Here is a 23,548-nt window from a genome sequence, read left to right as displayed (position 1 = left end):
GGATCGCCCGGCAAGCTCGCGATCCGGAAAAACAAACAACCTCTATAGTTGTTCTTTGGTTTTCAATGGTAGGTATTTGTAGCTCCCCGTGTTACTTGAATGCGAAAACCCAATAGTACCTTTATACTTTATATTGGGAGCTTTTAATTCTAATAGATTGATAATGTGTTAGAAAAACCTAATTACGATATGCGACTCTCCGCTCCAAAGTATGCGTCATTTTTTGATATCATATATTTTTATAATCTTAATAGAGAAAACAGAATGTTCATTGATACAAACAAATATGAAGAAGCTGTTCGAGAGTTACTTTCTGAAAAAGGTGAAAAATACCTCGCTGTAGCCTTTTGGGGAAAGGGAGCAGAAGCTCTGCTGTCTGAATACTTTAACCATGAAGTGAAAATGATATGTAACTTAACATCAGGCGGAACAAATCCGGGGGTCATTGAGCATATTAGAAATATACCAAACATTCATGTGAGACAACTCGATAACCTGCATGCAAAGGTTCTGATTGGAGAAGACTCAGCAATTATCGGGTCCGCGAATCTATCGACCAACGGACTAAGTTTAGAAGGATCCGAACTTCAAGGTTGGGAAGAAGCTGGTTATCGTGTAAGTGACCCAGAGCAATTAAAAAAAATTAGCGAATGGTACTCGCGTATGTGGGATGCCTCTTCTTCAATTTCAGATGAAGATATTGAAGCGAGTCGACAAAAATGGAATCAAAGAAGAGGATTGCGCCCAACTAATACAACCCAAACAAGGGGAGCGCGTAAATCATTCGCCCTTACAAGCTTTAACCCAGAAGAGATGGAGGATAGGGATATATATATTGTAATTTCTAGGGAGGATATTTCAGATGAAGCGCGCTTTGCCTATCAGAATTACAAGCAAAATCTCACAAAAAAATCAACATTACAAAAGTCGAGTATACCGCCAATCTATGAAGATTGGCCGCAGCTGCCGAAGAGTGCTCAACTCATAGATATCTTCTACGGCAAACGAGGGAGTGTCAGTTGCCATGGTGTTTACACGAGAATCCATGAAATGAAGTTCGAACACGAAGATGGCAGCAAAGGTCATCTATGCATTTGCAGGAAGGAGCCACAAATTATGGGCTTATCTTTTAATACCACAGAAATGACCGCTTTCGCAAAAGCATTAAAACCACATATTGAAGCCATATGGGGTAGCCCATATGCAATAGGTGATGAGGAAGGAAAATACATCTCCTACGCAAGTGCGCTACGTATTGTGACCAACAATTCGTCACAAGTGCGATAACTCTAAAGGATTGGGGTCTCGAAAAAATGAAAGGGATCATGGATTCTATTTCTAAAGATGGAATGTCAGCCGCCTTAATCTCAGGAATAAAAGAAGTCTTGGATTCTGATTTAATCGGCGTCGATAACGAAGACGTTGAAATTATTCTGAGTCTTGGGAATGCGACAGTATATTCAACGCAAGCAGTTGGTATAAATAGGGCAACCGCAGCAGCTCAACAAGCAGTTGCTAATTTCCTTAAAAAGAATAACCTCCTATCTAATGTTCAAGGTATTTTGATGAGTGTTTCGGCAAATCAGTCATTAAAGATGCGAGAAGTTCATAATGCTTTAGATATCATTAGAGGCACCTTGTCAGAAGATACTTTAATAGTTGTCGGCGCGGTTCTGCGCAATGAGATGAACGAAGCTTTACGATTAACAATAATTGCTACTGGAACAAAGCTAACAGCATCACTCGATTAGATTTGAACCAACCCAAGTTATCAGCCAATATCTTTTCAATCATATAATCTCCGAAAAATTCCTGTACTGTAACGTGCATCAAGATTTTAACTTAGAGATTCATCATGAAAAAGACTATTGCGGCAATCGCCGGTTTATTATGTGCTCTGACAGCCTTTGCAATGGAGAAAAACGTGACGCCCACCAATCAAACTAACACTATCAAAACCGATTACATCGTCCTCGGTATGGGGTGTTTTTGGGGCGCGGAAAAACGCATGAGCGAGATTCCGGGGGTGCTTGATGTCGAGAGCGGCTATGCTGGCGGGGATATTCCCGGCGTGGGGTATCAGCAGATTCTGAATCATGAGCGGATGTTGCTGGCGGGCCGGACTACGGCGCGCAATCATGCCGAGGTGATCAAGGTGACTTTCGATCCTGCGCAAGTAGCATTGGAAACAGTGCTGGCGAAGTTCTGGGAGAATCACAATCCGACTCAAGGCGACCGCCAGGGCAACGATGTCGGCAGCAATTACCGCAGCGCGATTTATTATCACGATGAAACGCAGAAAGCGCTGGCGCTATTAACACAGAAAACATACCAGCAAGTGCTTAGTGCCGCCGGATACGGTGCAATCACGACTGAAGTCCTGCCTTTGAGGAATTACATCACCGCCGAGGAATACCATCAGGATTACTTGCAGAAAAACCCGAACGGTTATTGCGGCCTGGGCGGCACGGGCGTGAAATACCCGGCATCCAGCGGGCAAACGATACAAAGCGCCGCCTTGAATCCCGAATTGATGAAACCGCTGGACGGCAAAGATTTAAATTTTGCACAGCAACTGGTGATTTTCGAGGCGGAACATTGCGAATACTGCAAGCTGTTCGATCAGGAAGTGCTCGACAACTGGCAAGCGGAAGTACCGGTGGTGGCGACCATGAATATCAATCCGCCGACCGGATGGGCGCTGGAAAAACCGCTATTTGCGACACCGACCATCGTACTGTTCAGGAATGGCAAGGAAGTTGCCCGTTACACCGGTTATAACGGGGAGAAAACCAACTTCTGGAAATGGCTGGGATTTCAGCTATTGACACCGGAACAGCAGAAAATCGCGTTCGAGCAAGGCACCGAACCACCGTTCACCGCATCGAATCTGGACGAAAAACGCCCCGGAAAATTTGTCGACCCGATCACCGGGGCGCCGCTCTTTCTCAGTCAAGCGAAGTTTAACAGCGGTACCGGCTGGCCCAGCTTCTTCGATCCCATCGAAGGCTCGGTAACGTTTCATGACGACGATTCACACGGCATGCAGCGCATCGAAGTACGCAGTGCCAGTTCCGGCATCCACCTCGGCCATGTGTTCGACGACGGCCCGCCGCCAAGCTACAAGCGTTACTGCATCAACGGTAATGTGTTGAAATTTATTCCGGATTGATCTCTAGGGAAATGCTGATTAATTGACTATGCGAGCGAATCACTTCGTTGCGCGGTACTCGCTCCCTCGCCTATCTTGTTGATATGTCTCGGTTGCTGTGTGCCGTGCGCCTCGTGCTTCATCTCGTTCGCCGAATTAATCAGCGTTTCCCTAGCGGCAGGGTATTCAATCCTGCCGGTCAGATAAGCTCACACTTTCTGCCCTAACCGGCGTTGGCCCCAGCCGGCGCGCGTCCCACAGCGGCACGCCGAATACGTCGTGAATGAAGTAATACGCCACCGGCACGCCGAGCACCATGCCCCACATGCCGGCGGTATGGTAGGCCACCAGCAGGATAATCAGCACCAGCACCGGATTCAGTTTCAGATGCTTGCCGTAGATCAGCGGGTTCAGCCCGTAGGCTTCGATGATATGAATGATAGTGATCATCAGCACCACCGCCAGCGCCAGCATCAATCCGCCGGTGTTCAGCGCAACCAGTACCATCGGCGTCGTCGAAATGAACACGCCGAGTACCGGAATGAAGCTGCAAACGAACACGATCAACGACAGGAAAGCGACCGATGGAATACCCAGAATCATCAGTCCGATCAATGTCAAAAAGGTATTAACACAGGCGATCATTGCTTGCGCCTGGATCGCACGGCCGACCACGTAAGCGAAGCGGATCACCGGCTGCGCGGTTTCCTGATAAAAATCGCGCAAGCGCGAATCGTGCAGACTTTTCATCAAGCCGCCAAGGCGAATATTGTCGAACAGGATCAGGAAACTGAACAACAGCGCCAGCAGCACCGTGCCGATCCCGGTATAAAGCTGGTTAATCAGCTTGGGAAAATGTTCACTGGCTTTTTCTACTTGCTTGGTCGCCAGAAAATTCATCAGCAGCTCGGCTTCCTTGTCGAAGTATTTCCGGATTTTTTCCTGCGTCGCTTCGGTGAGTTCTTCCTCGAGCACATGTTCCGGATCGACATCGCTGGCGAGATAGATCGTTTTCTTAAACACATTCAGTTCGTTATCGATCATTCGCAGCGCGTGCTCATCGAGCAAACTGCGCATATACCCGTGCAATGAACGCTCGATGCCGGGATATTTGCTGCCGACATCGCGCTCCAGCTCGATTAGTTTCTGTTGCACTTCATCGAAGTTATTCAAAAACCGGTTCGCTTCACCGATCACGTTCGGCGTCACATAGCGGAAAAAACTGCCCACCACGATTAGAAAAAGAATATAGACCAGCGTGAGTGACAGCCGATACGGCAGTTTGAACCGGTTCTGCCCCATCCGCACCAGCGGCGAAGCAATGAAAGCGAGTACAAAAGTAATGAAAATCAGTCCGAAAAAGTCACTCAGTATCCACAGCAGACTGATCAGAATCAGCCAGATGATGATACGGCGGTTAGCTTCGTAGAAATCGTTAAAACTGAATGACATAATTGAATTTTCTAAATAATTGACACGGCAACATTGAATACGGATTAACACCAGCGTTTACGCTATTCGATATCATACGATCAAAACCATGACAATGCTTGATTTTACGCAAACTACACCGCGGTGGTTGTCAAAAAATCTTGGAAAGCGTTGCAGCAATTATACGGCGCAAACTCCGCCATTTTCTCCGGTCATCGAGGAAATACTTTTGATTGACTTCCAGCTCTATTCCCGCATACCGGTCGCTCGCAAACCGGTGGCGCAGGTAAGCGGTGAAGCCGTCTGCCGTTCCGGTGTAGGGGTAATTGCGGCGTATCGTCAAACCAGGCAATTCTTGTCTCAAACTTCGCTGCCAACGGCGGCAAAGCGATAACTCCCACTCGCTGGCGGGATCGTACAACAGGCCGATGTCAGCTTTCCGCACTTTGCCGTGCAGTTGCGGCGTAAAACTGTGCGACGACAGATGAAACACGCGCCGGCCTTGCTGAATCGCATCCGCAATCGCCGTTTCGACACGCTCGCGGTACGGCCGGTAATAGCGTGCCAGGATTTGCTGCTTGGCAGTTGCCGGTAGATTCCGCGTGATTTCCGAGAACAACTGCGGATGACCTACCGATCGGTTGAGATCGATCAACAATCGGCTGGTGGTCGCCGCAAACAGCGGCGCGCCGAATTGCCTGGCGATTGCTTTCGCCATCAGCAACGCGCCGGGATCGTAGCCGCGGTGGCTGGCAAGCAGCGCCTCATGCCCTTGGAAAAACGATTGATAAGCCGGAGAAATCCGGTTGCCGCCGTGTTCGCAGCTGACGATCACGCAAATCGGTGCAATTGGATCGATCATGCAATTTCTTGGGCGCCGGAGAACAATCTTCCTTCCTCCAAGCAATCGCACAACGCGCGATACACTGCGGCCAAATGCTCACGGCTAAAATCCTGTCCGGCTGCGCGCAAAATCCGCCGTGCCAGCGGACCTTGCTGCAACAACACAGTAAACACTTCTCGCCAAACACTGGATTGCTGAACTTGCAGCGGCAGCAGCGATGTAAACAAGTGCTGCCATAGTTCGCCTGCCGTGCATTGCGCCGATGGAAATCCCAGCAATGACAAATAACCGTGGTCGGCGATGATTGCTTGATCCGCTTGCTCGATACAACTGTGCAAAATCGTTACCAGACGATCGGTTCCGAACACTTGTTGCTCAGTCAGTGACGCGGTTTCTTGCTGGTACAGCGCACGCACGACGTGGATCACAATCTCGGCAATGGCCAGATTGGCGTAAGGGCATTCTTGCACATCAATGATGCGGATCTCGATCGCATGGCGGACAAAGCGCGCCACTGCCGCACGCACATTGAGCCACTCTTGCTGCAACACGCCATCCGGATCGTACGCTTCAATCTCCCGGTACATCGGCAACAGAATTTGCTGCCGATACGACTCGCTGTCAAGGATCGTGTCCGGAATCACCTGCCCCATCGTCGATGGAATCGTCATTTGATGCGTACGGTAATTTTCCATGCGGAAATCCAGAAAACCGCTGAAGCGGCCTTCGGCGATGGGTGAACTGGCGGCCAACGCTGGCAGGATCGGCAAGATCAGCCTAATCGCAGCGTGCAGCCGGGCAAATTCAGTATCCCCGGCAAACGGCAGATTCAGGTGCATACTCTGAAGATTGGACCAGCCATGGCGTTTGCAATCGAAAATCCGGTCGTAACTGCGATAAATCTCAGCATGATCGTGCGGCCACAAGCGAGTTTCGATACGCGGATTCATCCACGGATGCATCGCAGTAGGCATCAAGCGCGCATTCATGGTTTCGAGCAAACCGTTGATCCGGGACACCTCGCTTTGAAAAAGCGCCGGTAACGATTCGAGATCGGCTTCCGGGTCGGTATTTTTCAACTCGATGACGTGCAACGCCAATTCATTCGACCAAGCCAACCGGCCGCATTCAACTTCGGATACCTGGCGTCCAGCCAAAACCTGCAACAACCGGTCGGCAATCGGCAATACTGCCAAGGTATCGCGGTCGACGATCATGTATTCGAGCTCGATACCAAAACCGGAAAATGCCGGAATTGCCGATTTCACCGCCGGTTTCCTTGTTTGCGTTCTTCGATGCGGCGCAAAAATACCGCCATGATTTGCTGATACAACGTTTCTTTTAGAATGCCGTCTTCATTACCAGCATCGACATTCGGATTATCGTTGATCTCGATGATGTAGCAATGCCGCCCTACTTGCTTCAGATCGACGCCATAAAAACCATCACCGATCAGATTGGCCGCTTTCAACGCGGTTTTAACTACTTTTGCAGGCGCCTCTTGCAACGCAACCGCTTGCGTCATGCCTTCGACATAATCCTGCGCTTGCTCGCCATGCTTGATGATTTGCCAATGGCCGGGCGCCATAAAATATTTGCACACGAATAACGGTTTGCGATCCAGGATACCAACCCGCCAATCGAATGCAGTCGGCAAATATTCCTGCGCCACGATCAACTCCGATTTTTCCAGAAGCACTTTAACCTTTTGCCGCAATTCCGTTTCCGAGGCAACTTTGACAACACCGAGCGAAAATGAGCTATCGGGTTGTTTCAGCACACACGGCAAGGCCAGCGCCGGAATGATGTGCTCCAGATTATCTTTGTGCACCAGGACGGTTCTTGGAATCGGAATCTGGTGACGGGTCAGTAATTCAGCCAGATAAACCTTGTTGTTACACTTCAGAATCGAATTCGGATCGTCGATCACTGTCAATCCTTCCGCCGCGGCGTGGCGGGAGAAGCGATACGTGTAATGATTGACAAAAGTGGTATCGCGGATGAACAGTGCATCGAATTCCGCCAAACGGCTCATATCCGAGCGTGTGATCAATTCCACGTGCATACCCAGCTCCCCGGCGGCTTTCTCGAAATGCTTCATCGCCTTGGCGTTGGATGGCGGTTCCGGATCGCTCGGATCGTGCAAGATCGCCAGATCGTAGCGGGGCGCAATCAATGGATGCAACCACGGCTTACGCTTGGAGAAATAATCGGTCGCCGCCTGTACTACAAAATCCTGATGCTGCGGCGGAATATCGCTGGCGGCAATCGCCTTGAGGCTGCGCATACGCCATTCCTCGCCGTGCCGGTCGAAATAAGCGCGCAATAACGGCGCGCGCACCAGATTGAATAATTCCCGGCTGAGCGGATCGTAGTGTTTCGCGATATTACGCCCGAAATAAATGCTGAGATCAAAATGCTCCGATTTGATCGGCGCCAGCGATTTTTGCACCAGCTCATCGAGATTTTCGGTTAACAGTTTCACCAGACCCGGCGACTGAATATCCTCGATCGCATTGACTTGCGGCAACGGCTTGTGCCCTCGCGCCTCGGCAAGCAGCGAGACGTAATAACCGATGCTTTGATAATGGTACGATTTGCACAGATTATAGACGCGCGCGCGGAGGTGCCCGCCGTATGCCGGATCGGTCAGATACTCCTTGGCCGAAATCACCGACACATCGGGAATCTTCAATGGCCAGTGCTGCACGTTGCTGACGACAATCAAGTTGCTCATGGCAATTCCAAACCGGATGGTTGCTTGGCAGTTTGCGGCGAATGAATCACCAGCAAGTTAGAGTCATACGTCACGATACCGAGCAAAATGGCGTTGATCACCCGGTCGATATTGCACCAATATTCCTGTTGTGCGCCATACGGATCGGCAACCAGCAGCGTGCGCTTGTTGCGGTCATAACCGGTAATGATCACAAAATGACCGGCAGGCACTCCGCGGATATCATCCGGCGTATCATCCGGGCCATGTTCACGCGCCACCCGGTACAAAAAAGTCGAGCTCAGTCCGGTCAATACCGGGACGCCGCGCCGCAGCAGTCCGTGAATCAGCGCATGCGACAAATCCAGCAACCGCAACCGTCCGCCAAGGCTCAGAAACTCCAGATAGCCTTCGGTGACATAGCGCAAGCGGCGGTCGGACTTGGCCGCCGCTTGCTGCCGCAACCGTTGCGCGATATCGACACCGGCGGCAAACCAGACCGGATCGAACACCATCAGATTGTAGGTATAAATGGTCGCCTGAAAACCGCTGCGCAGCGCATCGCACGCCAGAAACACGTCAAACGTGCCGGAACCGCTTTCCAGCTTGCGCGTGCGGGCAATGATATCGTTCAGCGGCTCGTTTCTGCCCCAGTAGCTATAGACGGCGTGCAGACAAGTCGGGCCGCAAGTCGTTTCATCCGGCTGCGGCAGAATCTTGATCGGCAAATGATGAACGGATCTCAGCATGGCAAACACTTAATTAGTTAACGAATTGAACGACTACCATCGCTATTGCACATGCTAACTGATATTCACCGGTTTTCGCCAGTTTCATGGCTAAGAAATGCAAAATTCAGATAGTATCTGCGCTTTTGATCGCTTTATTCATTCATCAGAACCATGAATTCAACAAGCCATCCGAAAGGTTTGTATCTTTTGTTTTTCACCGAAATGTGGGAACGCTTCAGCTACTACGGCATGCGCGCCATTTTTACCTTGTTCATGATCAAAGCGCTGCTGTTCGACAAAGTATACGCCTCGGAAATTTATGGCAGCTATATCGGTTTGGTTTATCTGACGCCACTGATCGGCGGTTATGTCGCCGATCGTTACTGGGGCAACCGTAAGTCCATCCTAGCCGGAGGCATCTTGATGGCGGCAGGCCATTTCTGCATGTTTCTGTCGGCATCGAATTACGATGATCTGTCTGTCGCACAACCGCTGTTATTCCTCGGATTGGGACTGTTGATTTTCGGCAATGGCTTTTTCAAACCGAACATCTCGACCATGGTCGGACAACTTTATCCCGAGGGCGACAAGCGTGTCGATGCCGCATTTACCATTTTTTACATGGGCATCAACCTCGGCGCATTTTTCGCGCCGTTGGTGTGCGGCGGCTTCGGCGACACCGGCAACCCAGCCGATTTCAAATGGGGCTTTCTCGCCGCGGGTATCGGCATGATCATCAGCATCGCATCGTTTGAGTTGCTCAAGAACCGGTATCTCGTTACGCCCGGCGGCGACGGCATTGGTCTGCCGCCGCAGAAAAAAGCGGCCAACAACAATCACATCGCCGCATCTCAACCGCAGTGGCCGCAAGCACTGCTTTGGGTCTGCATCTCGATTCTATTATTCTGCGGTTTTTATTTCCTGACAGGCTCCGGCATCATTGGATCCGGCATTTTCACCGTCAGCATTGCCGGTCCGGCAGCGATCATTACCGACAAAACGCTGACACCCATCGAAAAGCAACGGATCGCGGTGATTTACATTCTGGCCTTTTTTGTGATCTTTTTCTGGGCAGCCTTCGAACAAGCCGGCGCGTCGCTCACTTTCTTTGCCGCTGAACAAACCGATCGTAGGTTTTCCGGGTTTGAAATACCGGCGAGTTTCTTTCAATCGATCAATGCCGTGCTGATTGTCGTATTGGCGCCTCTGTTTGCCATGCTCTGGACGTTCCTGGGACAACGCAACATCGAACCGTCGTCGCCCGCCAAACATGCACTTGGGCTTATGTTTTTATCCACAGGCTATTTGGTGATCGCTTTCGGCGTGAAAGACCTGGACCCAACCGTCAAAGTCAGTATGATGTGGTTATTCAGCCTGTATCTGTTGCACACCATCGGGGAATTGTGCCTGTCACCGATCGGTTTGGCGATGGTGGTAAAACTGGCGCCAGCCAAGTTTGCATCATTGCTGATGGGCGTGTGGTTTTTATCGCTGGCGGCCGCGAGTAAGCTGGCTGGTATTCTCAGCGCTTTGTATCCCGACCCTGCCTCAGGTGTAACATCCGCTTTTCTAGGCTTTGAAATCAACAGCTTGTACGAATTTTTCATGATCTTCGTGATCTTGTCCGGCGTTGCATCGCTGATTTTGTTCACGCTCGCGAAGACTCTGCAAAAAATGATGCACCAAGAACCGTAGCGCAATACGCACCAGCGCGGTTCCGTAAAAACCAGAAAATCTATGTGATTGCTTGGAAAAAACACCGGCTAATTTTCACCGCCGGTCAAAAACAAGAGGGTCGCTACGTTACGCTATTCTTTGCATTTAACCAATAAATTACGATTAATTACCGAACCCGACTGAGAGATATAACCGACCGAAGCGGTCCTTGGACTGGCATTAAGTTCGCGCAATGCTCCGGAAAATGAAACAATGTTGCCGGCCTGATCGAGGATGTGGTAACCGCGAGCACCGCAGATCTCGCCGGCTTTTTCCAAGCAGTTGCTATAGTTCTTCCCGGCGCCGCTGCAGTTGATGTTATGGCCCCGGGTTCCATCCGCAAGAAATATTTCTTTCGATGTAACACACCCCGACAGCAAAGTTATAAAGATCGCAAAAACAAAAAATGTCCGATGCATAAGATTCCTTCTCATAATATTTGCCTGAGCAACTCAGGAATGGAGTTTACTACAATCCCTATCGAATCATCATTGTTTGCATTTATAGGATCATAATGTAAGAATCCGCTAGAGAAACGCTGATTAATTGACTGCACGAGCGCATCACTTCGTTACGCGGCACTCGCGCATCCTTGCATAAGTGAACAAAACGGTTCTCAGTAAATGCATTGTTCAAAATTATTGCCAATGCCGATCCGTTACATTATTGAAAACCTACCCTAACAAAAAGCCAGAATCCAGAATGAAAAAAATATTACTCGCGCTAGCATTCGCTTTTATCAGCACCGAAGCACTCGCACAGTGGACTCTTATCGGCGAAACCGCCGATAAAGGCGGCTATACGATCTACGCCGATCTTGCTTCCATCCGGAAAGCAAGCAATCGAGTGAAAATGTGGATTTTACTCGATTACAAAATTGAACAAAGAACCTTGGGAGCCACTTACCTATCAGAAAAAATCCGGCGTGAATTTGATTGCGAGGAAGAACAAATGAGAACTCTCGCTTTTTCATATTTCAGCTGGAACATGGAAAAAGGCGATCTTGTTCGATCCTATAGCCAACCGCAGAAGTGGGAGAAGATTCAAGATCAAAGTATGGATGAGAAAGAATGGCGGATAGCATGCGGTCAACAACAATAATAATACGCCACACTCCCCTCTATGCCTGGTTCGATCTTACCGGTAGAATTGCTTTTGCTTGACACTGGAAAGTGAAAAGTAAATGTAGAAATGATTTGCCGGAATGAGCCAGAAAATTGCGCAGCATTAAATTTTTTCCGCGATTTTCGCCAATATGCAATCAATCATGTTTTTTTCACACACTAAAGAAGGGGGGTAACATGTTGTTTAGAAGAGCATTGAATTCCTTAGTATTCGTAATTGCCCTTATTGTTTTCTCAAATCAGGCATTTGCGGCATGTAGCTTGGAAACTGAAAAAGATGGTAAAAGCGCATGCGGAGAAAACCAGGTCTGTTATTTGGTAGAAGGAGCCTGTATTGAAAAGAAAAGCCTGCCCGCAGGAAAAGCATGTAAGAAATCTGGTGTTTGCCAAAACACTTGCGTGAAGGATGACGGCGCAGAAACCAATGCAGATGGTTCTGAAACAGGAAAATGTAGCTAATCGCAACGATTCTTAGTCGTTTTTTCCGAACAAAGCCGGTTTTTGCCGGCTTTGTTTTTATGGCACGGTTTTGTTGAAAGAATTCTTCGAAATCGGCTTATGAATCATTCTTTTTTAATCATGGCGATTTCATCAACAGTATCATTCTCATTGTAGCTGACTTGAAAAGCCATTTCATCGCCGTTAAAAGTTATTTCCGTAGGCGTTCCAAAAAGCTCCCATAACCCTAACGTAGCGATACTTGCAGCGCCGTGTAAAAACGCCCGCCCGGCTTTCGCGCCGGTGCTATAACCCTGTACGAACTTAAAAATTTCGTACCTTTTTCCATCTTTATACTCGCTCACAACCGGTGCTCCGAACTCGGAAATCAATACCGCTCGAGACACGCCTTCCTTCAGTAGACTTAGGTCTTTTTTTTCCGGCTGTTTGGCAGCCATAAACACTGAGCATGCTGACATTGTACTGATCAGAGCAATCAGCAGCAGCATAGTACAAGTTCTTAATACATTGGTCATTTTTCTATTATTTCCTTACCCTAGTCTCGGCAATTCTAAAAACACACCGGAGAATCCTAAAAAAACAAATCTGGAGAATGATGAAATCTGCTGATAATCATGTTGAAAACAGAGATCTTTATAAACAATGAATCTCAAGCCGCAAAATTAAATGCCCGGACTAAACAAAATCCAGTCCTTCAGTAAAACCGCTGGTCGCGATTTTTTCCAAATATTTTCTAGCCTTTTCGCTAACACCGGCACCGTGTTTCAAATATCGCTCCGCCGCCTGCTTAGGTGAATAATTACTCACTGCATAGCCTTGATCGGCAATTGCTTTTTGAGATAATGTCGTTACCGTCAGCTTTCCTTTACCTAGTTTAATCACAACGACGCCTTTACCGCTGGTTGCTACGATAATTGCGGTATTCCGGTGCTGATTAATAATCACACTTGGTTGCATACTTCATATCATTTTCATAAATTGCTCTTCACTAATTCATTTTACACGATACCCAAATTGTTCTTCTCGAAAGTGACTGCATACAGTCGATTAACACGCTTCAAACAATCTGCATTTCTTGACAAAATGCACAGCATCTCTATAATCCACCCTTTGTTTCTGAAGTGATACAAATCTTTCGGTAACTTCATCGCGCGGGAATAGCTCAGTGGTAGAGCACAACCTTGCCAAGGTTGGGGTCGCGAGTTCGAGCCTCGTTTCCCGCTCCATTTTCTACAGAAAATGGCTCTTGTAAGATAGTTTTGTCGGAAACCGCATAGTCTCTACAGGTTATTCTTTAGGGCTACAAATAATTTTATAGCTATGCAATATGGCGGGGTGGCAGAGTGGTCATGCAGCGGCCTGCAAAGCCGTCTACGCCGGTTCGATTCCGACCCCCGCCTCCATTTTTTGCCCGGGTGGTGAAATTGGTAGACACAAGGGACTTAAAATCCCTCGGGCCTAAACCGCCCGTGCCGGTTCGATTCCGGCCCCGGGCACCAATTCCTGGTATCGTAAAAATCCATACTATGCACATTAATTTTTAATCCGCGTCATCCTGAAAATTGGATATCAAGGATGGATGTTTAAGATTCAGAATGTCATAAGTTCTTTCCACAGCTTTCAAAGTTTCATACCAAATCTCACCGGCGCACGCCCTGATATCGTTGCAAGTCGCGTATCTAGCCATTCAAAAAGTAACGTACCGTTCTATTTCAATTGAGATTCTTTTAATTATTCACAAATCTGTGGATAACTTTGTGAATATTCTCTTTATAAATGCTGCAGACCAATTAGAAAACGAGATTCTATCTTAAATTAACTACTTAACGTTTTAATTAAATATTACATTTCATATTGTTACGCAGTTTTCTTTATCCATAACGGCAGACAAAGAAGCAGTATCTGTTTTGTCATTAGCCTGTGGATGACTTGAAATGTCAAGAAAAATTGAGTGATTGGCAGCATTTTCAGAAAATATGCCAAAAATGTCTCCGGCTATAAATTTTTAACCTCCGATACCGATAACTGTCTCTGCGAGCGATTCATATGTTGAATCGCATTTCTATAATATTTCAACAATTTAATACAATTATACTTATGCCAAAATTGCGTCTAAAAATTATCAAATCGAGACCCCAAAAACATCCAACGCGTGCAAACAATTTTTTTATCAAATGCCGCCAATACATCCATCAAAAACTTAACAAATTGATCGATAGCGACATCCTCCCCTTAATCATTGCACCTTCCATTTTTATTCTCCTTACGGCTCTTGAATGGTGGTACTGGTATCTCGAAATACCCACTCCATCCCCGATCTTACTGACCATTATTGCTCTTCTCATCGGAGCCTTCTGTGCCTACAAGCTATTCTGGCAAAAGAAGAATACCAACGACCCCCATCAACTGCATCCGACGATAGAACGGCACACAAGATTGCATTAATTCCTATCAACGCCCCGCATCACTGACAACTTAACCAAGTTGTCAGTGATGCGGGGTATACTAATGCTCGCCATCTACCTGACAAAAACAACCGGAATGCACAAAAAAGTGTATTACAACAGCGCCTGTCCGATCTGCAAAGCGGGGATAGAAAGTCAACGTCAACATCTTGAACGATGTGGGGTCGATGATATCGAGTGGATCGATGTACACACCAATCCAAAAGCCATCGCGGAAGTAAACAGTTCGCTGGAACAAGTCCGTGAGCGATTGCACGTTAAAGATAGCGATGGCGCAATCAACACCGGTATCGATGCATTCATTCATCTCTGGCGGCAATCACCCAAACAACGCTGGTTGGCAAAGTTGCTACAATTTCCGGTCATCCGGCAACTTGCTCAAGCGGCTTATAATGGCTTCGCAAAATTGTTATATCGCTGGAACCGGTTATTAAAACATTGGTAAACGCCCGGGTTACGATGCCATTTTCCAGGTCAACGCGTTGCCGGCATAAAGCGGTATTAATCGCTCGTCCGCAAAGTCAAAATGCTGCGGAACTGTCCAGGTCTCTTTATTCAGTGTGATAGTCCCCTGATTGCGCGGCAACCGGTAAAAATCAGCTCCGTGGAAACTGGCAAAAGGCTCCAGTCTATCTAAAGCGCCGGCTTGCTCAAATGCCGTTGCATAAAACTCGATTGCAGCATGCGCGGTATAAATCCCAGCACAACCACAAGCATTTTCTTTACTCGACAGCGAATGCGGCGCGCTATCGGTGCCCAGAAAAAACTTGGGATTGCCGCTTATAGCCGCATCCAGCAGAGCCTTGCGGTGAATCTCACGTTTCAATACCGGCAGGCAATAATGGTGCGGACGAATTCCACCCTGAAAAATCGCATTACGATTCAATAACAGATGATGCGCGGTAATCGTGGCCGCAATCGGATGCGATGATTCTTTAACAAACTGAACTGCGTCGCGCGTAGTGACATGTTCGAAGACCATGCGTAAATGAGGAAACCGTTGTGTCAGCGGCAGCAATACCCGATCGATAAAAACTTTCTCTCTATCGAACACATCGACAGCGGAATCGGTCACTTCACCGTGCAGCAGCAGCGGCAAATCCTGCGCTTCCATCATCTCCAGCACCGCATAGCACTTCATGATATCGGTCACTCCGGCATCCGAATTCGTCGTTGCGCCAGCCGGATATAATTTCACCGCATGCACCACGCCGCTTTCCTTTGCCCGGACAATCTCCGCAACCGGGGTGTTATCGGTCAAATACAACGTCATCAAAGGTTCAAACTGGTTTTTTAGTGCAGCGGGCAATGCCGACAGTATGCGCTGCCGGTACGCCGAAGCCTGAGCAACTGAAACTACCGGCGGGCGTAAGTTGGGCATGACAATGGCGCGGGCGAATTGTCTTGCGGTATGCGGCAATACCGCACGCATTTGTTCACCATCGCGCAAGTGCAAGTGCCAATCGTCAGGCCGGGTAATGGTAATGCTAGTCAAGATCGATTCCGGGAAGTGTTAATCAGCTTCATTATAACGTACGCAAGCTTAAAACCCAGGTTCGCTGGATTTTAGATTCAATGCTAATTGATACAGTGCATTTTTATTTTCACCGGTAATTTCAGCGGCCAGTTTCACCGATTGCTTCAGCGGCAGTTCCGCCAGCAAGCATGATAAGGTATGCCGGGCATCTTCGCTGATACCGGATTCTTCCGGCATCTCCGCCCCTGATAGCAGCAATACGAACTCTCCCTTTTGCTGATTGATATCCGCTTGCAGCCAAACAAGCGTTTCTGCCAATGTTCCGCAATAAATTGTTTCAAACAACTTGGTCAACTCCCGGGCTATGGTTATTCTCCTACTTTCGCCAAACACTTCGATCATATCTGTCACCGATTCCAGAATACGATGCGGCGCTTCATAAAATATCAGCGTAAACGGATATGACTGGATTCCGGTCAGCGCCCGCTTACGCAACCCGGATTTTGTCGGCAAGAAACCATAAAACAAAAAATGGGGATCGCTGATACCCGCTGCGGATAACGCGCAAACTGCCGCATTGGCGCCCGGAATTGGAATAACCCGGCAACCGCCCTCGCGCACGCGTTGCACCAGAATCGCACCCGGATCGGAAATGCCCGGTGTACCGGCGTCAGTCACTAACGCCACACGCTCTCCGGCCCGCAATAACGACAATATTTTCTCGGCAGCCGCGCTTTCATTATGCTGATGTAACCGGATCCATTTTGCGGTGATATGGTGCTTCGCCAATAAATGCGCGGAATTTTGCACATGTTCCGCGGCAATCGCATCGACCCCCGCCAACACCTCCAAGGCGCGCAAACTGATATCGCTTAAATTTCCTATTGGGGTGGCAACCACATATAATGCACTCTTTTCCAGCATCATTTTCATCCATGACACGTTGCTTTTCGATTTTCCTGGCACTGTTTCTGGCAATATACGGCAACCAGGCAGTATTGGCCACCGGACAGGAAGAATCCCCGCTGTCAGGCATAGCCGCCGGCCCGGTGATTGTGTCCCATATCGCGTTGATATTGCCGCTGGAATCGCCGTCGTTTGCGGAAGCGGCCAATGTCGTTAAAGATGGATTTGAAGTCGCCGCGCAGCGCGGACAGGCATTGCCGTATACCATCCGGTTATATGCAACCAGCGACGAACCGCTCGATATTCTCATGAATTATCACCACGCGATCGCTTCCGGCGCGTTATTTGTAGTGGGTCCGCTCACCCGGGACGGTGTTTCCGCGATCGCATCCAGCGAGGCTTTGGCAGTTCCGACATTAACATTGAACACGGTTGATACCAACCTGACCTTGCCGGGCAATCTTTATCTCTTCGGTTTACAAACGGATACCGAAGCCAGTCAAATCGCAAAATTGGCATCCACGATTGGTAGAAACCATGCCGTCGTCATCGGAGATGACAGCGCCTTATCCAGACGCCTGCAAAATGCTTTCATGCAGCGATGGCAAGAAGAATACGGCTACACCTCGCAATTATACCGTTATACCGACAATCCGGTTCTTTTACAGCAACTGCGGGATTTAACCGCTGGCGAAGAACGGTTGGTTTTCCTGGCTCTGGACGCAACCAAATCGCGCATCATCCGCCCTTATATCGATCCGGAAACCCCGGTTTATGCCACTTCGCAGATTTTTACCGGTACCGCCAACTTTCTTCTCAATAGCGATTTAGAAGGTATCCGGTTTCTCGACATGCCATGGCTGCTGCAACCCGATCATGCCGCTGTAATGGCCTACCGCCATACCGGCAGCAATTCCAGAAGCACCGAAATGGAACGCCTCTATGCCTTGGGCATCGACGCTTTCCGTCTCATGACCAATTTGTTGCAATGGCATTCAGCCGATCAGATCACGTTCGACGGCGTTACCGGAAACATCCGCTTCACCCCGCCCAATCTATTCGTGCGTGAACCCATCCCGGCGCAATTTACGCAAGGTAAAGTGCAGCTCATCACAACTCCCGAGAATATCAGCGAAGATGAAAGGCAGTGATGCCGAGAAAATCGCCATCGCTTTTTTGCAACGGCAGCAATTAGTGCTTCTAGCCCAAAATTACCGCTGCCGCTTTGGAGAAATCGACCTGATCATGCGCGATCATGACACATTGGTATTTATCGAAGTCCGCATGCGATCAAACGACGCATTTGGCGGTGCCGCCGCCAGCATTACCCCGGCCAAGCAAGCCAAACTGCTACGCACCGCCCGGCATTATCTGTCAGCAATCAACAGCGAACCGCCTTGCCGGTTTGATGCATTGCTACTGTCGGGTAGCGATGGCCATAAAATCGAGTGGATTAAAAATGCGTTCAGTGAATAACGCTTAGACAACCGGTTTGGACTGAATCGTAACCGTGTTGTTTTGAAAAGCCAATTTGATCATTTATCTTATTGATCTAAGATAACTCTCCTCTCACACTATCACCGCAAGAAATTTTCAACATTCCTACGGCCGTTTGCATCCAAAATTCAAATCCCTGCGTATTGAGTATTGAAACCGCTTAAAAAGCTTTTCCGGCGGTTCCGGCACTTTCCGCCAGAATCCGGCGGCGCTGATTTGGAAAAAACTCAAAACTCATCAACAGGAGAGGAAATCATGACTATGACATCAAGACACTCGACCGAGTGGATCAAATATCTTGCCGTTGCCTTAATTTGCGCTTTAGTCGCCATTGACGGCATCGGCTCGGTAATGGCGAATACAGCCAGAACAAACGGGCAGCAAATGGAAGATAGCACCACCGACGTACCAAGGCTGGTTATAAAAAGTGATTCGGTTGCGTCAAGGCTGGGAGGCTATCACGGTATCCTGGCGTTTTTGCATAACTTCGCCGTTCCCGCTTTGCTCGCTGACGGAGAAATTGCCGCATTCTTCGGTAATTTGACCGTCACACCGGATGACATCGAGCAATGTCTGGCGATGATGCTGGATCATGATTTAGGAGGCTCCTCGCCGCATAGCGGCGCGGTCGTAGAATCCGGGCACAAATGCCGCGGTTCGATGCCGAAGATTCATAAAGGCCGGAACATTCCGGACCGGACCATCAGCAGATTCATTCAGATCATCAGTGAACAAGCCGCGCTAGCGGGTGTCAGCAAAACCGACATCAAAGCAATCGTCAAAGCGCTGGAACAGAATCGTGCCGGTATTCGTAACAAATAAACACCTCGCAATCAGCAAACCCGTTGCTCGCAGCGGGTTTGCGATTACCAGCTACTGCATCGAGTGCAATCCGATCATATTGCCTTCGGTATCACGGATCATCGCGATAAAGCCATATTGACCGATCGGCATTTTAGCTTGCACAATCTCTCCGCCCGATGGCACTGCCCGTTCAGCTTCGACAGCACAGTCAACGCACGAAAAATACACCAGCACGCAATTGCCGCCAGAAGGACCATCCGCCATTTTGACCAATGCGCCGGGCGCACCCATGGCATTCTCGATCATCGGAAAACTCCACAGCTCGACCGGCATATCCGCAGGCGTTTGCAAATGTTCGAGTTTGGTCTGAAACACCGACTCATAGAATTGTTTGGCGCGCGTCATATCTTGCACGTAGATTTCAAACCAGCCGACAGGATTATGATTCATTAGCAAGTCTCCTATTGTCACATCCAGCGGTTATTTAATAAGAAATTCACAACCACACCATCAATCCCATTTCCAGCGGATGCGTCAGCAGCGAATGGTACGGATAAACCCGGATGAAATATTCCTGTTTCCCGCACAATTCTGGCGTAAGCTTGAGCTCAAACAAATGCTCGCCGGAATCCTGCATGCCGGTACATTCCAATTGAAAATGCTGAAAATTACCGAGCCGGGTAGTCTTGAATTGACGGCAAATCAACAACTCGACGATCACATCTCCGGGAGCCAGATTGTTCAGCTTAACCGCCACCTTAAAATCCAATGTTTCGTCGAAATAGATCCGTTCAACGGGTGCATCCAGACGCCTCAGCGATACTCCGGGCCAAGCTTGCCTGATCTTGGCTTTCCATGCCGCGATATTTCTAGCGCCGGAAAAATCATCCGCAGCGTATGACGCTCCTTTTTTGCTGGCGGAACGGTAAAATTTGCTGACATACTCGTCGACCATGCGGGTGGCGTTATATCGAGGCAATAGCGACTTCATCGAATGCTTGGCCATTTTTACCCAATTGGACGAGTAGCCGAGCTTGCCGTAGTTGTAGAACAACGGTACCACCTGATCCTGCAAAATTTCATACAATGCGCGGCTTTCTTCTTTGTCGCGGACTACGCCTTCCATATCTTCCGGACCCGGCTTGATCGCCCAGCCGTTCTTGCCGTCGTAACCTTCCCCCCACCAGCCGTCGAGCACGCTCAAATTAATCGCGCCGTTGATTCCCGCTTTCATGCCGGAAGTGCCGCTGGCTTCCAGCGGATAAATCGGATTATTGAGCCAGACATCGACACCGGCGACCAAACGCCGGGCAAGGCGCAAGTCGTAGCCTTCGATTAACAGCAGCCTCCCCTCGAATTCGGGGAAATTGGCAATCTGACTGATGCGGCGAATCAAATCCTGACCCGGCACATCCGCCGGATGTGCTTTACCGGCAAAAATCAGCAATACCGGCCGTTCCTGATCAAGCACGATTCTCCGCAACCAATCGAGATTTTCGAACAACAAAGCCGCGCGCTTATAAGTCGCAAAACGGCGTGCGAATCCAATCGTCAGTACGCTGGGATTGATCGGATCGACAAACTTCAACAGCCGGTCGAGATGCGCTTCGGAACCGCGATTTCTGGCATTTTGCTCGGCAATGCGCGAACGGATGCCGTAAAACATTTGCGATTTCAACGACTGCCGTACGCTCCAAAACAAATGATCCGGTATTGCGTCGATACGCGACCAATAGTCGTCATCGCACATTTTATTGCGCCATTCGTACCCCAAATAGCGATCGAACAAATCCGCCCATTCCTGCGCCAGAAACGTCGGCACATGCACGCCGTTGGTGATATAGCTGATCGGATTCTCTTCCGGTTCGATTTGCGGCCATAAATCCCGGCAAATATCCGCGGAAACGCCCCCGTGAATCTTGCTGACACCGTTGTGCGTACGCGATCCGTGAATTGCCAGGGCGGTCATATTGAAATCGGGGCTTCCGGGAATATGGCCTAACGCCATGAATTCTTCGTAAGAAATGTGCAAATCGCGGTAGAAGCTGTCGAAGTAGGTTTGCATCATTTCCGCAGGAAAATGATCGTGTCCGGCCGGAACGGCGGTATGCGTCGTAAAAACCGTGTTGACCGCCACGCTTTCCAAAGCGCTGGCGAAATCCAGGCCCTGCTGCACCAGATTGTGGATGCGTTCCAGAATCATGAACGCCGCATGACCCTCATTGATATGCCACACGGTCGGTTCAATCCCCAGCGCATGCAACGCGCGCACGCCGCCCATGCCCAGCATGATCTCCTGCTCGATGCGCATGGCCTTGTCACCGCCGTACAAATTGTGCGTGATATTCCGATCCTGCGGCGAATTTTCCGGTAAATCGGTATCCAGCAAATACAACATGACATGACCGATCCTGACTTGCCAGACTTTTGCGATGACCGGACGGCCCGGCAGCGGCACTTCGATTTGCATGGAAGAACCGTCCGGATGCATCACCGGCGTCACCGGCAGATCTCCGAAATCCGACACGGTATACGTCACTTGCTGATTGCCAAGCCGATCGATCGTTTGAAAGAAATAGCCTTGACGGTAGAGCAAGCCAATCGCGACAAAAGGCAAATGCAAATCGCTCGCCGCTTTGCAGTGGTCGCCGGCCAGAATACCCAACCCGCCCGAATAGATCGGCAGACTCTCGTGAAAACCGAATTCGAAACAGAAATAAGCGACCTGATCCTGCGGGCCTAAACTTTTAGAGCCATTCAACGCAGACGGCGCATCGTGATAAGAATCGTAGGTAGACAGAATACTGTTATACGATGCCATAAAAATACGGTCTTCCGTTGCCTTCAGCAGCACCGATTCATCGACGCGCTTCAAAAAGGCTTTCGGATTATGTCCAACTGCTTCCCACAAAACCGGATCCAACCGGGAAAACAGCGTGCGTGTCGCTCGATCCCAGCTATACCAGAGATTATTGGCCAGTTCCTCCAATCGCTTGAGCCGCGGCGGTATCTTAGGGTTTACAGTAACGGTAAAAGCAGTGCGCGGAAACATTCGAATTCTCCAAAACTAAAAATAATGATCGGCAAACGCCAAGTTTATCGCATATCCCCCATCAAGCCACTAAGAGTCTATCAGAGCTTGATTAACAAGACCGGTTAAGCAGCCGTTGCGCTTCTTGTTGCGCGCCTAACAAGCCAACTTGCGGATTGGTAACGATATGCACCGGGATTTCGTGCATTAATGCGGAAAACCGTCCTTTGGCGCAAAATGCTTTGATAAAACCGCCCGAACACAACACATCGGCAATTTTGGGCGCGATCCCGCCGGCCACATAAACACCGCCGCGGCATAATCCCGCCAACGCCAGATTACCGGCATACGCCCCATAAATCGCGGCGAACAGTTCCAGTGATTGAATCGCCACCGGGTGATGTTGCATCAGCGCCAGCGATGTGATGGCCGCGCCGCTATCTTCTTCAAGCTCAACGGAAACCGGATGGAAATCGCCGCCATCGTCTTGTTGTAAGAACTTAAATATATTGGTCAATCCGGAACCGGATAATAAACGTTCGACCGACACATGACCGAACCGGTGTTGGAGCGACTCCAATAATTTAATCTGCAGCGGATCAACCGGCGCAAAATCCATATGCCCCGCTTCTGTCGGCAAAGCGTGATACCGGTCATGCAACCATGCCAGCCATGCCACGCCCATGCCGGTGCCCGCGCCTAAGACAACCCGCGTGGTTTGCGGGTGCGCTTGCCCGGCTTGCAGTGTCAGTAAATCGCTGGACGGCACATGTTCGATTGCCAGTGCAATGGCTTCAAAATCATTGAGCAGCTTTACGGCGGGAATTGAAAATTCCGCCGAGAGGCTTGCGCTGCTGAATTGCCAGGATAAATTCGTCAATGCCACCTGCTGACCGGTAATCGGTCCCGCTACCGCAAAACAAGCCGCATGCGGTCGATTGGAAGCTCCGGCTTGACTCAGAAAATCCCTCAGAATCTCTGAAAAGGAGGTGAAATCGGCGCTACGATAATGCTGGATCAAGCGTTCCTGTCCATTGTCATCGGTTATTTCAACCAATTGCAATAAAGTTTTGGTGCCGCCAATATCGCCGCAAATCAACTTTTTATTCATACGTTTTTTATCCGGCAATTAATCAATCCGCGCCGTTCATCGCACTCCAGACTCTTTCACGCGTACCGCATGGTCTCTATCCACG

At 49.2% G+C, this 23,548-nt stretch carries 23 protein-coding genes and 3 tRNA genes; 13 read left to right on the top strand and 13 right to left on the bottom strand.

Going from position 1 to position 23,548, the window contains the following annotated elements; genetic code table 11:
- Positions 1 to 165 precede the first annotated feature (165 nt).
- The 3 genes from RBH92_RS03110 to msrA all read left to right on the top strand — a co-directional run bounded on the left by RBH92_RS03110 (position 166) and on the right by msrA (position 3,172).
- A complete protein-coding gene (locus RBH92_RS03110) occupies positions 166 to 1,287 on the top strand; it encodes a phospholipase D family protein (RefSeq protein ID WP_307933232.1) in 1,122 nt (373 codons plus the stop codon).
- 38 nt (positions 1,288 to 1,325) lie between these two features.
- A complete protein-coding gene (locus RBH92_RS03105; RefSeq protein WP_307933231.1) occupies positions 1,326 to 1,751 on the top strand; it encodes a hypothetical protein in 426 nt (141 codons plus the stop codon).
- A gap of 104 nt (positions 1,752 to 1,855) precedes the next feature.
- A complete protein-coding gene (gene msrA / locus RBH92_RS03100; protein WP_307933230.1) occupies positions 1,856 to 3,172 on the top strand; it encodes a peptide-methionine (S)-S-oxide reductase MsrA in 1,317 nt (438 codons plus the stop codon).
- A gap of 165 nt (positions 3,173 to 3,337) precedes the next feature.
- On the opposite strand, the gene RBH92_RS03095 is transcribed toward msrA, so the two are convergent.
- The 5 genes from RBH92_RS03095 to RBH92_RS03075 all read right to left on the bottom strand — a co-directional run bounded on the left by RBH92_RS03095 (position 3,338) and on the right by RBH92_RS03075 (position 8,891).
- Complete coding sequence (locus RBH92_RS03095; RefSeq protein ID WP_307933229.1) at positions 3,338 to 4,603, bottom strand: AI-2E family transporter; 1,266 nt, start codon at positions 4,601 to 4,603, stop codon at positions 3,338 to 3,340.
- A gap of 130 nt (positions 4,604 to 4,733) precedes the next feature.
- Positions 4,734 to 5,444, bottom strand: a complete 711-nt coding sequence (locus RBH92_RS03090; protein WP_307933228.1) for an N-formylglutamate amidohydrolase — start codon at positions 5,442 to 5,444, stop codon at positions 4,734 to 4,736.
- On the bottom strand, positions 5,441 to 6,694 hold the full coding sequence (locus RBH92_RS03085; RefSeq protein WP_307933227.1) for a carboxylate-amine ligase: 1,254 nt from the start codon (positions 6,692 to 6,694) through the stop codon (positions 5,441 to 5,443). The genes RBH92_RS03090 and RBH92_RS03085 overlap by 4 nt, the downstream gene beginning before the upstream one ends.
- A complete protein-coding gene (locus RBH92_RS03080) occupies positions 6,691 to 8,163 on the bottom strand; it encodes a RimK family ATP-grasp domain-containing protein (RefSeq protein WP_307933226.1) in 1,473 nt (490 codons plus the stop codon). The genes RBH92_RS03085 and RBH92_RS03080 overlap by 4 nt, the downstream gene beginning before the upstream one ends.
- Positions 8,160 to 8,891 carry a C39 family peptidase gene (locus RBH92_RS03075; RefSeq protein WP_307933225.1) on the bottom strand — a complete coding sequence of 244 codons (732 nt, stop codon included), beginning with the start codon at positions 8,889 to 8,891 and terminating at the stop codon, positions 8,160 to 8,162. The genes RBH92_RS03080 and RBH92_RS03075 overlap by 4 nt, the downstream gene beginning before the upstream one ends.
- A 153-nt stretch (positions 8,892 to 9,044) precedes the next feature.
- On the opposite strand from RBH92_RS03075, the gene RBH92_RS03070 reads away from it, so the two are divergent.
- Positions 9,045 to 10,568 (top strand): peptide MFS transporter, encoded by a 1,524-nt coding sequence (locus RBH92_RS03070; protein ID WP_307933224.1) that lies wholly within the window; start codon positions 9,045 to 9,047, stop codon positions 10,566 to 10,568.
- A gap of 113 nt (positions 10,569 to 10,681) precedes the next feature.
- Here RBH92_RS03070 and RBH92_RS03065 read toward each other — a convergent pair whose 3' ends face one another.
- Positions 10,682 to 11,008: a hypothetical protein gene (locus RBH92_RS03065; RefSeq protein ID WP_307933223.1), complete on the bottom strand. Its 327-nt coding sequence runs from the start codon at positions 11,006 to 11,008 to the stop codon at positions 10,682 to 10,684.
- 283 nt (positions 11,009 to 11,291) lie between these two features.
- Here RBH92_RS03065 and RBH92_RS03060 point away from each other — a divergent pair, with 283 nt between their 5' ends.
- Positions 11,292 to 11,690: a surface-adhesin E family protein gene (locus tag RBH92_RS03060; RefSeq protein ID WP_307933222.1), complete on the top strand. Its 399-nt coding sequence runs from the start codon at positions 11,292 to 11,294 to the stop codon at positions 11,688 to 11,690.
- A 200-nt stretch (positions 11,691 to 11,890) separates the two neighbouring features.
- Positions 11,891 to 12,172, top strand: a complete 282-nt coding sequence (locus tag RBH92_RS03055) for a hypothetical protein (protein WP_307933221.1) — start codon at positions 11,891 to 11,893, stop codon at positions 12,170 to 12,172.
- A 104-nt stretch (positions 12,173 to 12,276) separates the two neighbouring features.
- On the opposite strand, the gene RBH92_RS03050 is transcribed toward RBH92_RS03055, so the two are convergent.
- Both RBH92_RS03050 and RBH92_RS03045 read right to left on the bottom strand, forming a co-directional pair.
- Entirely contained in the window at positions 12,277 to 12,687 is a 411-nt protein-coding gene (locus tag RBH92_RS03050; RefSeq protein ID WP_307933220.1) for a hypothetical protein, read from the bottom strand.
- Between the two features lie 160 nt (positions 12,688 to 12,847).
- A complete protein-coding gene (locus RBH92_RS03045) occupies positions 12,848 to 13,117 on the bottom strand; it encodes a hypothetical protein (RefSeq protein WP_307933219.1) in 270 nt (89 codons plus the stop codon).
- A 206-nt stretch (positions 13,118 to 13,323) separates the two neighbouring features.
- On the opposite strand from RBH92_RS03045, the gene RBH92_RS03040 reads away from it, so the two are divergent.
- The 4 genes from RBH92_RS03040 (at position 13,324) to RBH92_RS03025 (ending at position 15,082) form a co-directional block, all read left to right on the top strand.
- Positions 13,324 to 13,398, top strand: a tRNA-Gly gene (locus tag RBH92_RS03040).
- Positions 13,399 to 13,501: 103 nt separating this feature from the next.
- Positions 13,502 to 13,575 (top strand) — tRNA-Cys (locus RBH92_RS03035).
- A 6-nt stretch (positions 13,576 to 13,581) separates the two neighbouring features.
- A tRNA-Leu gene (locus tag RBH92_RS03030) sits at positions 13,582 to 13,671 on the top strand.
- Positions 13,672 to 14,665: 994 nt separating this feature from the next.
- On the top strand, positions 14,666 to 15,082 hold the full coding sequence (locus RBH92_RS03025) for a thiol-disulfide oxidoreductase DCC family protein (protein WP_307933218.1): 417 nt from the start codon (positions 14,666 to 14,668) through the stop codon (positions 15,080 to 15,082).
- Between the two features lie 9 nt (positions 15,083 to 15,091).
- Here the strand turns inward: RBH92_RS03025 and pyrC are convergent, their stop codons facing one another.
- Entirely contained in the window at positions 15,092 to 16,135 is a 1,044-nt protein-coding gene (gene pyrC, locus RBH92_RS03020) for a dihydroorotase (protein ID WP_374049956.1), read from the bottom strand.
- A 45-nt stretch (positions 16,136 to 16,180) separates the two neighbouring features.
- Positions 16,181 to 17,047 (bottom strand): 16S rRNA (cytidine(1402)-2'-O)-methyltransferase, encoded by an 867-nt coding sequence (gene rsmI / locus RBH92_RS03015; RefSeq protein WP_307933918.1) that lies wholly within the window; start codon positions 17,045 to 17,047, stop codon positions 16,181 to 16,183.
- 2 nt (positions 17,048 to 17,049) lie between these two features.
- On the opposite strand from rsmI, the gene RBH92_RS03010 reads away from it, so the two are divergent.
- From RBH92_RS03010 to RBH92_RS03000, 3 genes are all read left to right on the top strand, one after another.
- Positions 17,050 to 18,171 carry a penicillin-binding protein activator gene (locus tag RBH92_RS03010; protein ID WP_307933216.1) on the top strand — a complete coding sequence of 374 codons (1,122 nt, stop codon included), beginning with the start codon at positions 17,050 to 17,052 and terminating at the stop codon, positions 18,169 to 18,171.
- Positions 18,158 to 18,496 carry a YraN family protein gene (locus tag RBH92_RS03005; protein WP_307933215.1) on the top strand — a complete coding sequence of 113 codons (339 nt, stop codon included), beginning with the start codon at positions 18,158 to 18,160 and terminating at the stop codon, positions 18,494 to 18,496. The genes RBH92_RS03010 and RBH92_RS03005 overlap by 14 nt, the downstream gene beginning before the upstream one ends.
- 276 nt (positions 18,497 to 18,772) lie before the next feature.
- On the top strand, positions 18,773 to 19,339 hold the full coding sequence (locus RBH92_RS03000) for a globin family protein (protein ID WP_307933214.1): 567 nt from the start codon (positions 18,773 to 18,775) through the stop codon (positions 19,337 to 19,339).
- Positions 19,340 to 19,390: 51 nt separating this feature from the next.
- Here the strand turns inward: RBH92_RS03000 and RBH92_RS02995 are convergent, their stop codons facing one another.
- From RBH92_RS02995 to RBH92_RS02985, 3 genes are all read right to left on the bottom strand, one after another.
- Positions 19,391 to 19,771, bottom strand: coding sequence for a VOC family protein (locus RBH92_RS02995; protein ID WP_307933213.1), 381 nt, complete (start codon positions 19,769 to 19,771; stop codon positions 19,391 to 19,393).
- Between the two features lie 46 nt (positions 19,772 to 19,817).
- Positions 19,818 to 22,373, bottom strand: a complete 2,556-nt coding sequence (glgP, locus tag RBH92_RS02990) for an alpha-glucan family phosphorylase (RefSeq protein ID WP_307933212.1) — start codon at positions 22,371 to 22,373, stop codon at positions 19,818 to 19,820.
- Positions 22,374 to 22,464: 91 nt separating this feature from the next.
- Positions 22,465 to 23,463, bottom strand: coding sequence for a glucokinase (locus RBH92_RS02985; protein ID WP_307933211.1), 999 nt, complete (start codon positions 23,461 to 23,463; stop codon positions 22,465 to 22,467).
- Between the last annotated feature and the right edge of the window lie 85 nt (positions 23,464 to 23,548).

It is taken from the genome of Nitrosomonas sp. sh817 (assembly GCF_030908545.1).
Lineage (GTDB): Bacteria > Pseudomonadota > Gammaproteobacteria > Burkholderiales > Nitrosomonadaceae > Nitrosomonas.
The sequence above is the reverse complement of the archived record's forward strand: the minus strand, read 5'-3'. Positions and strand labels throughout refer to the sequence as shown.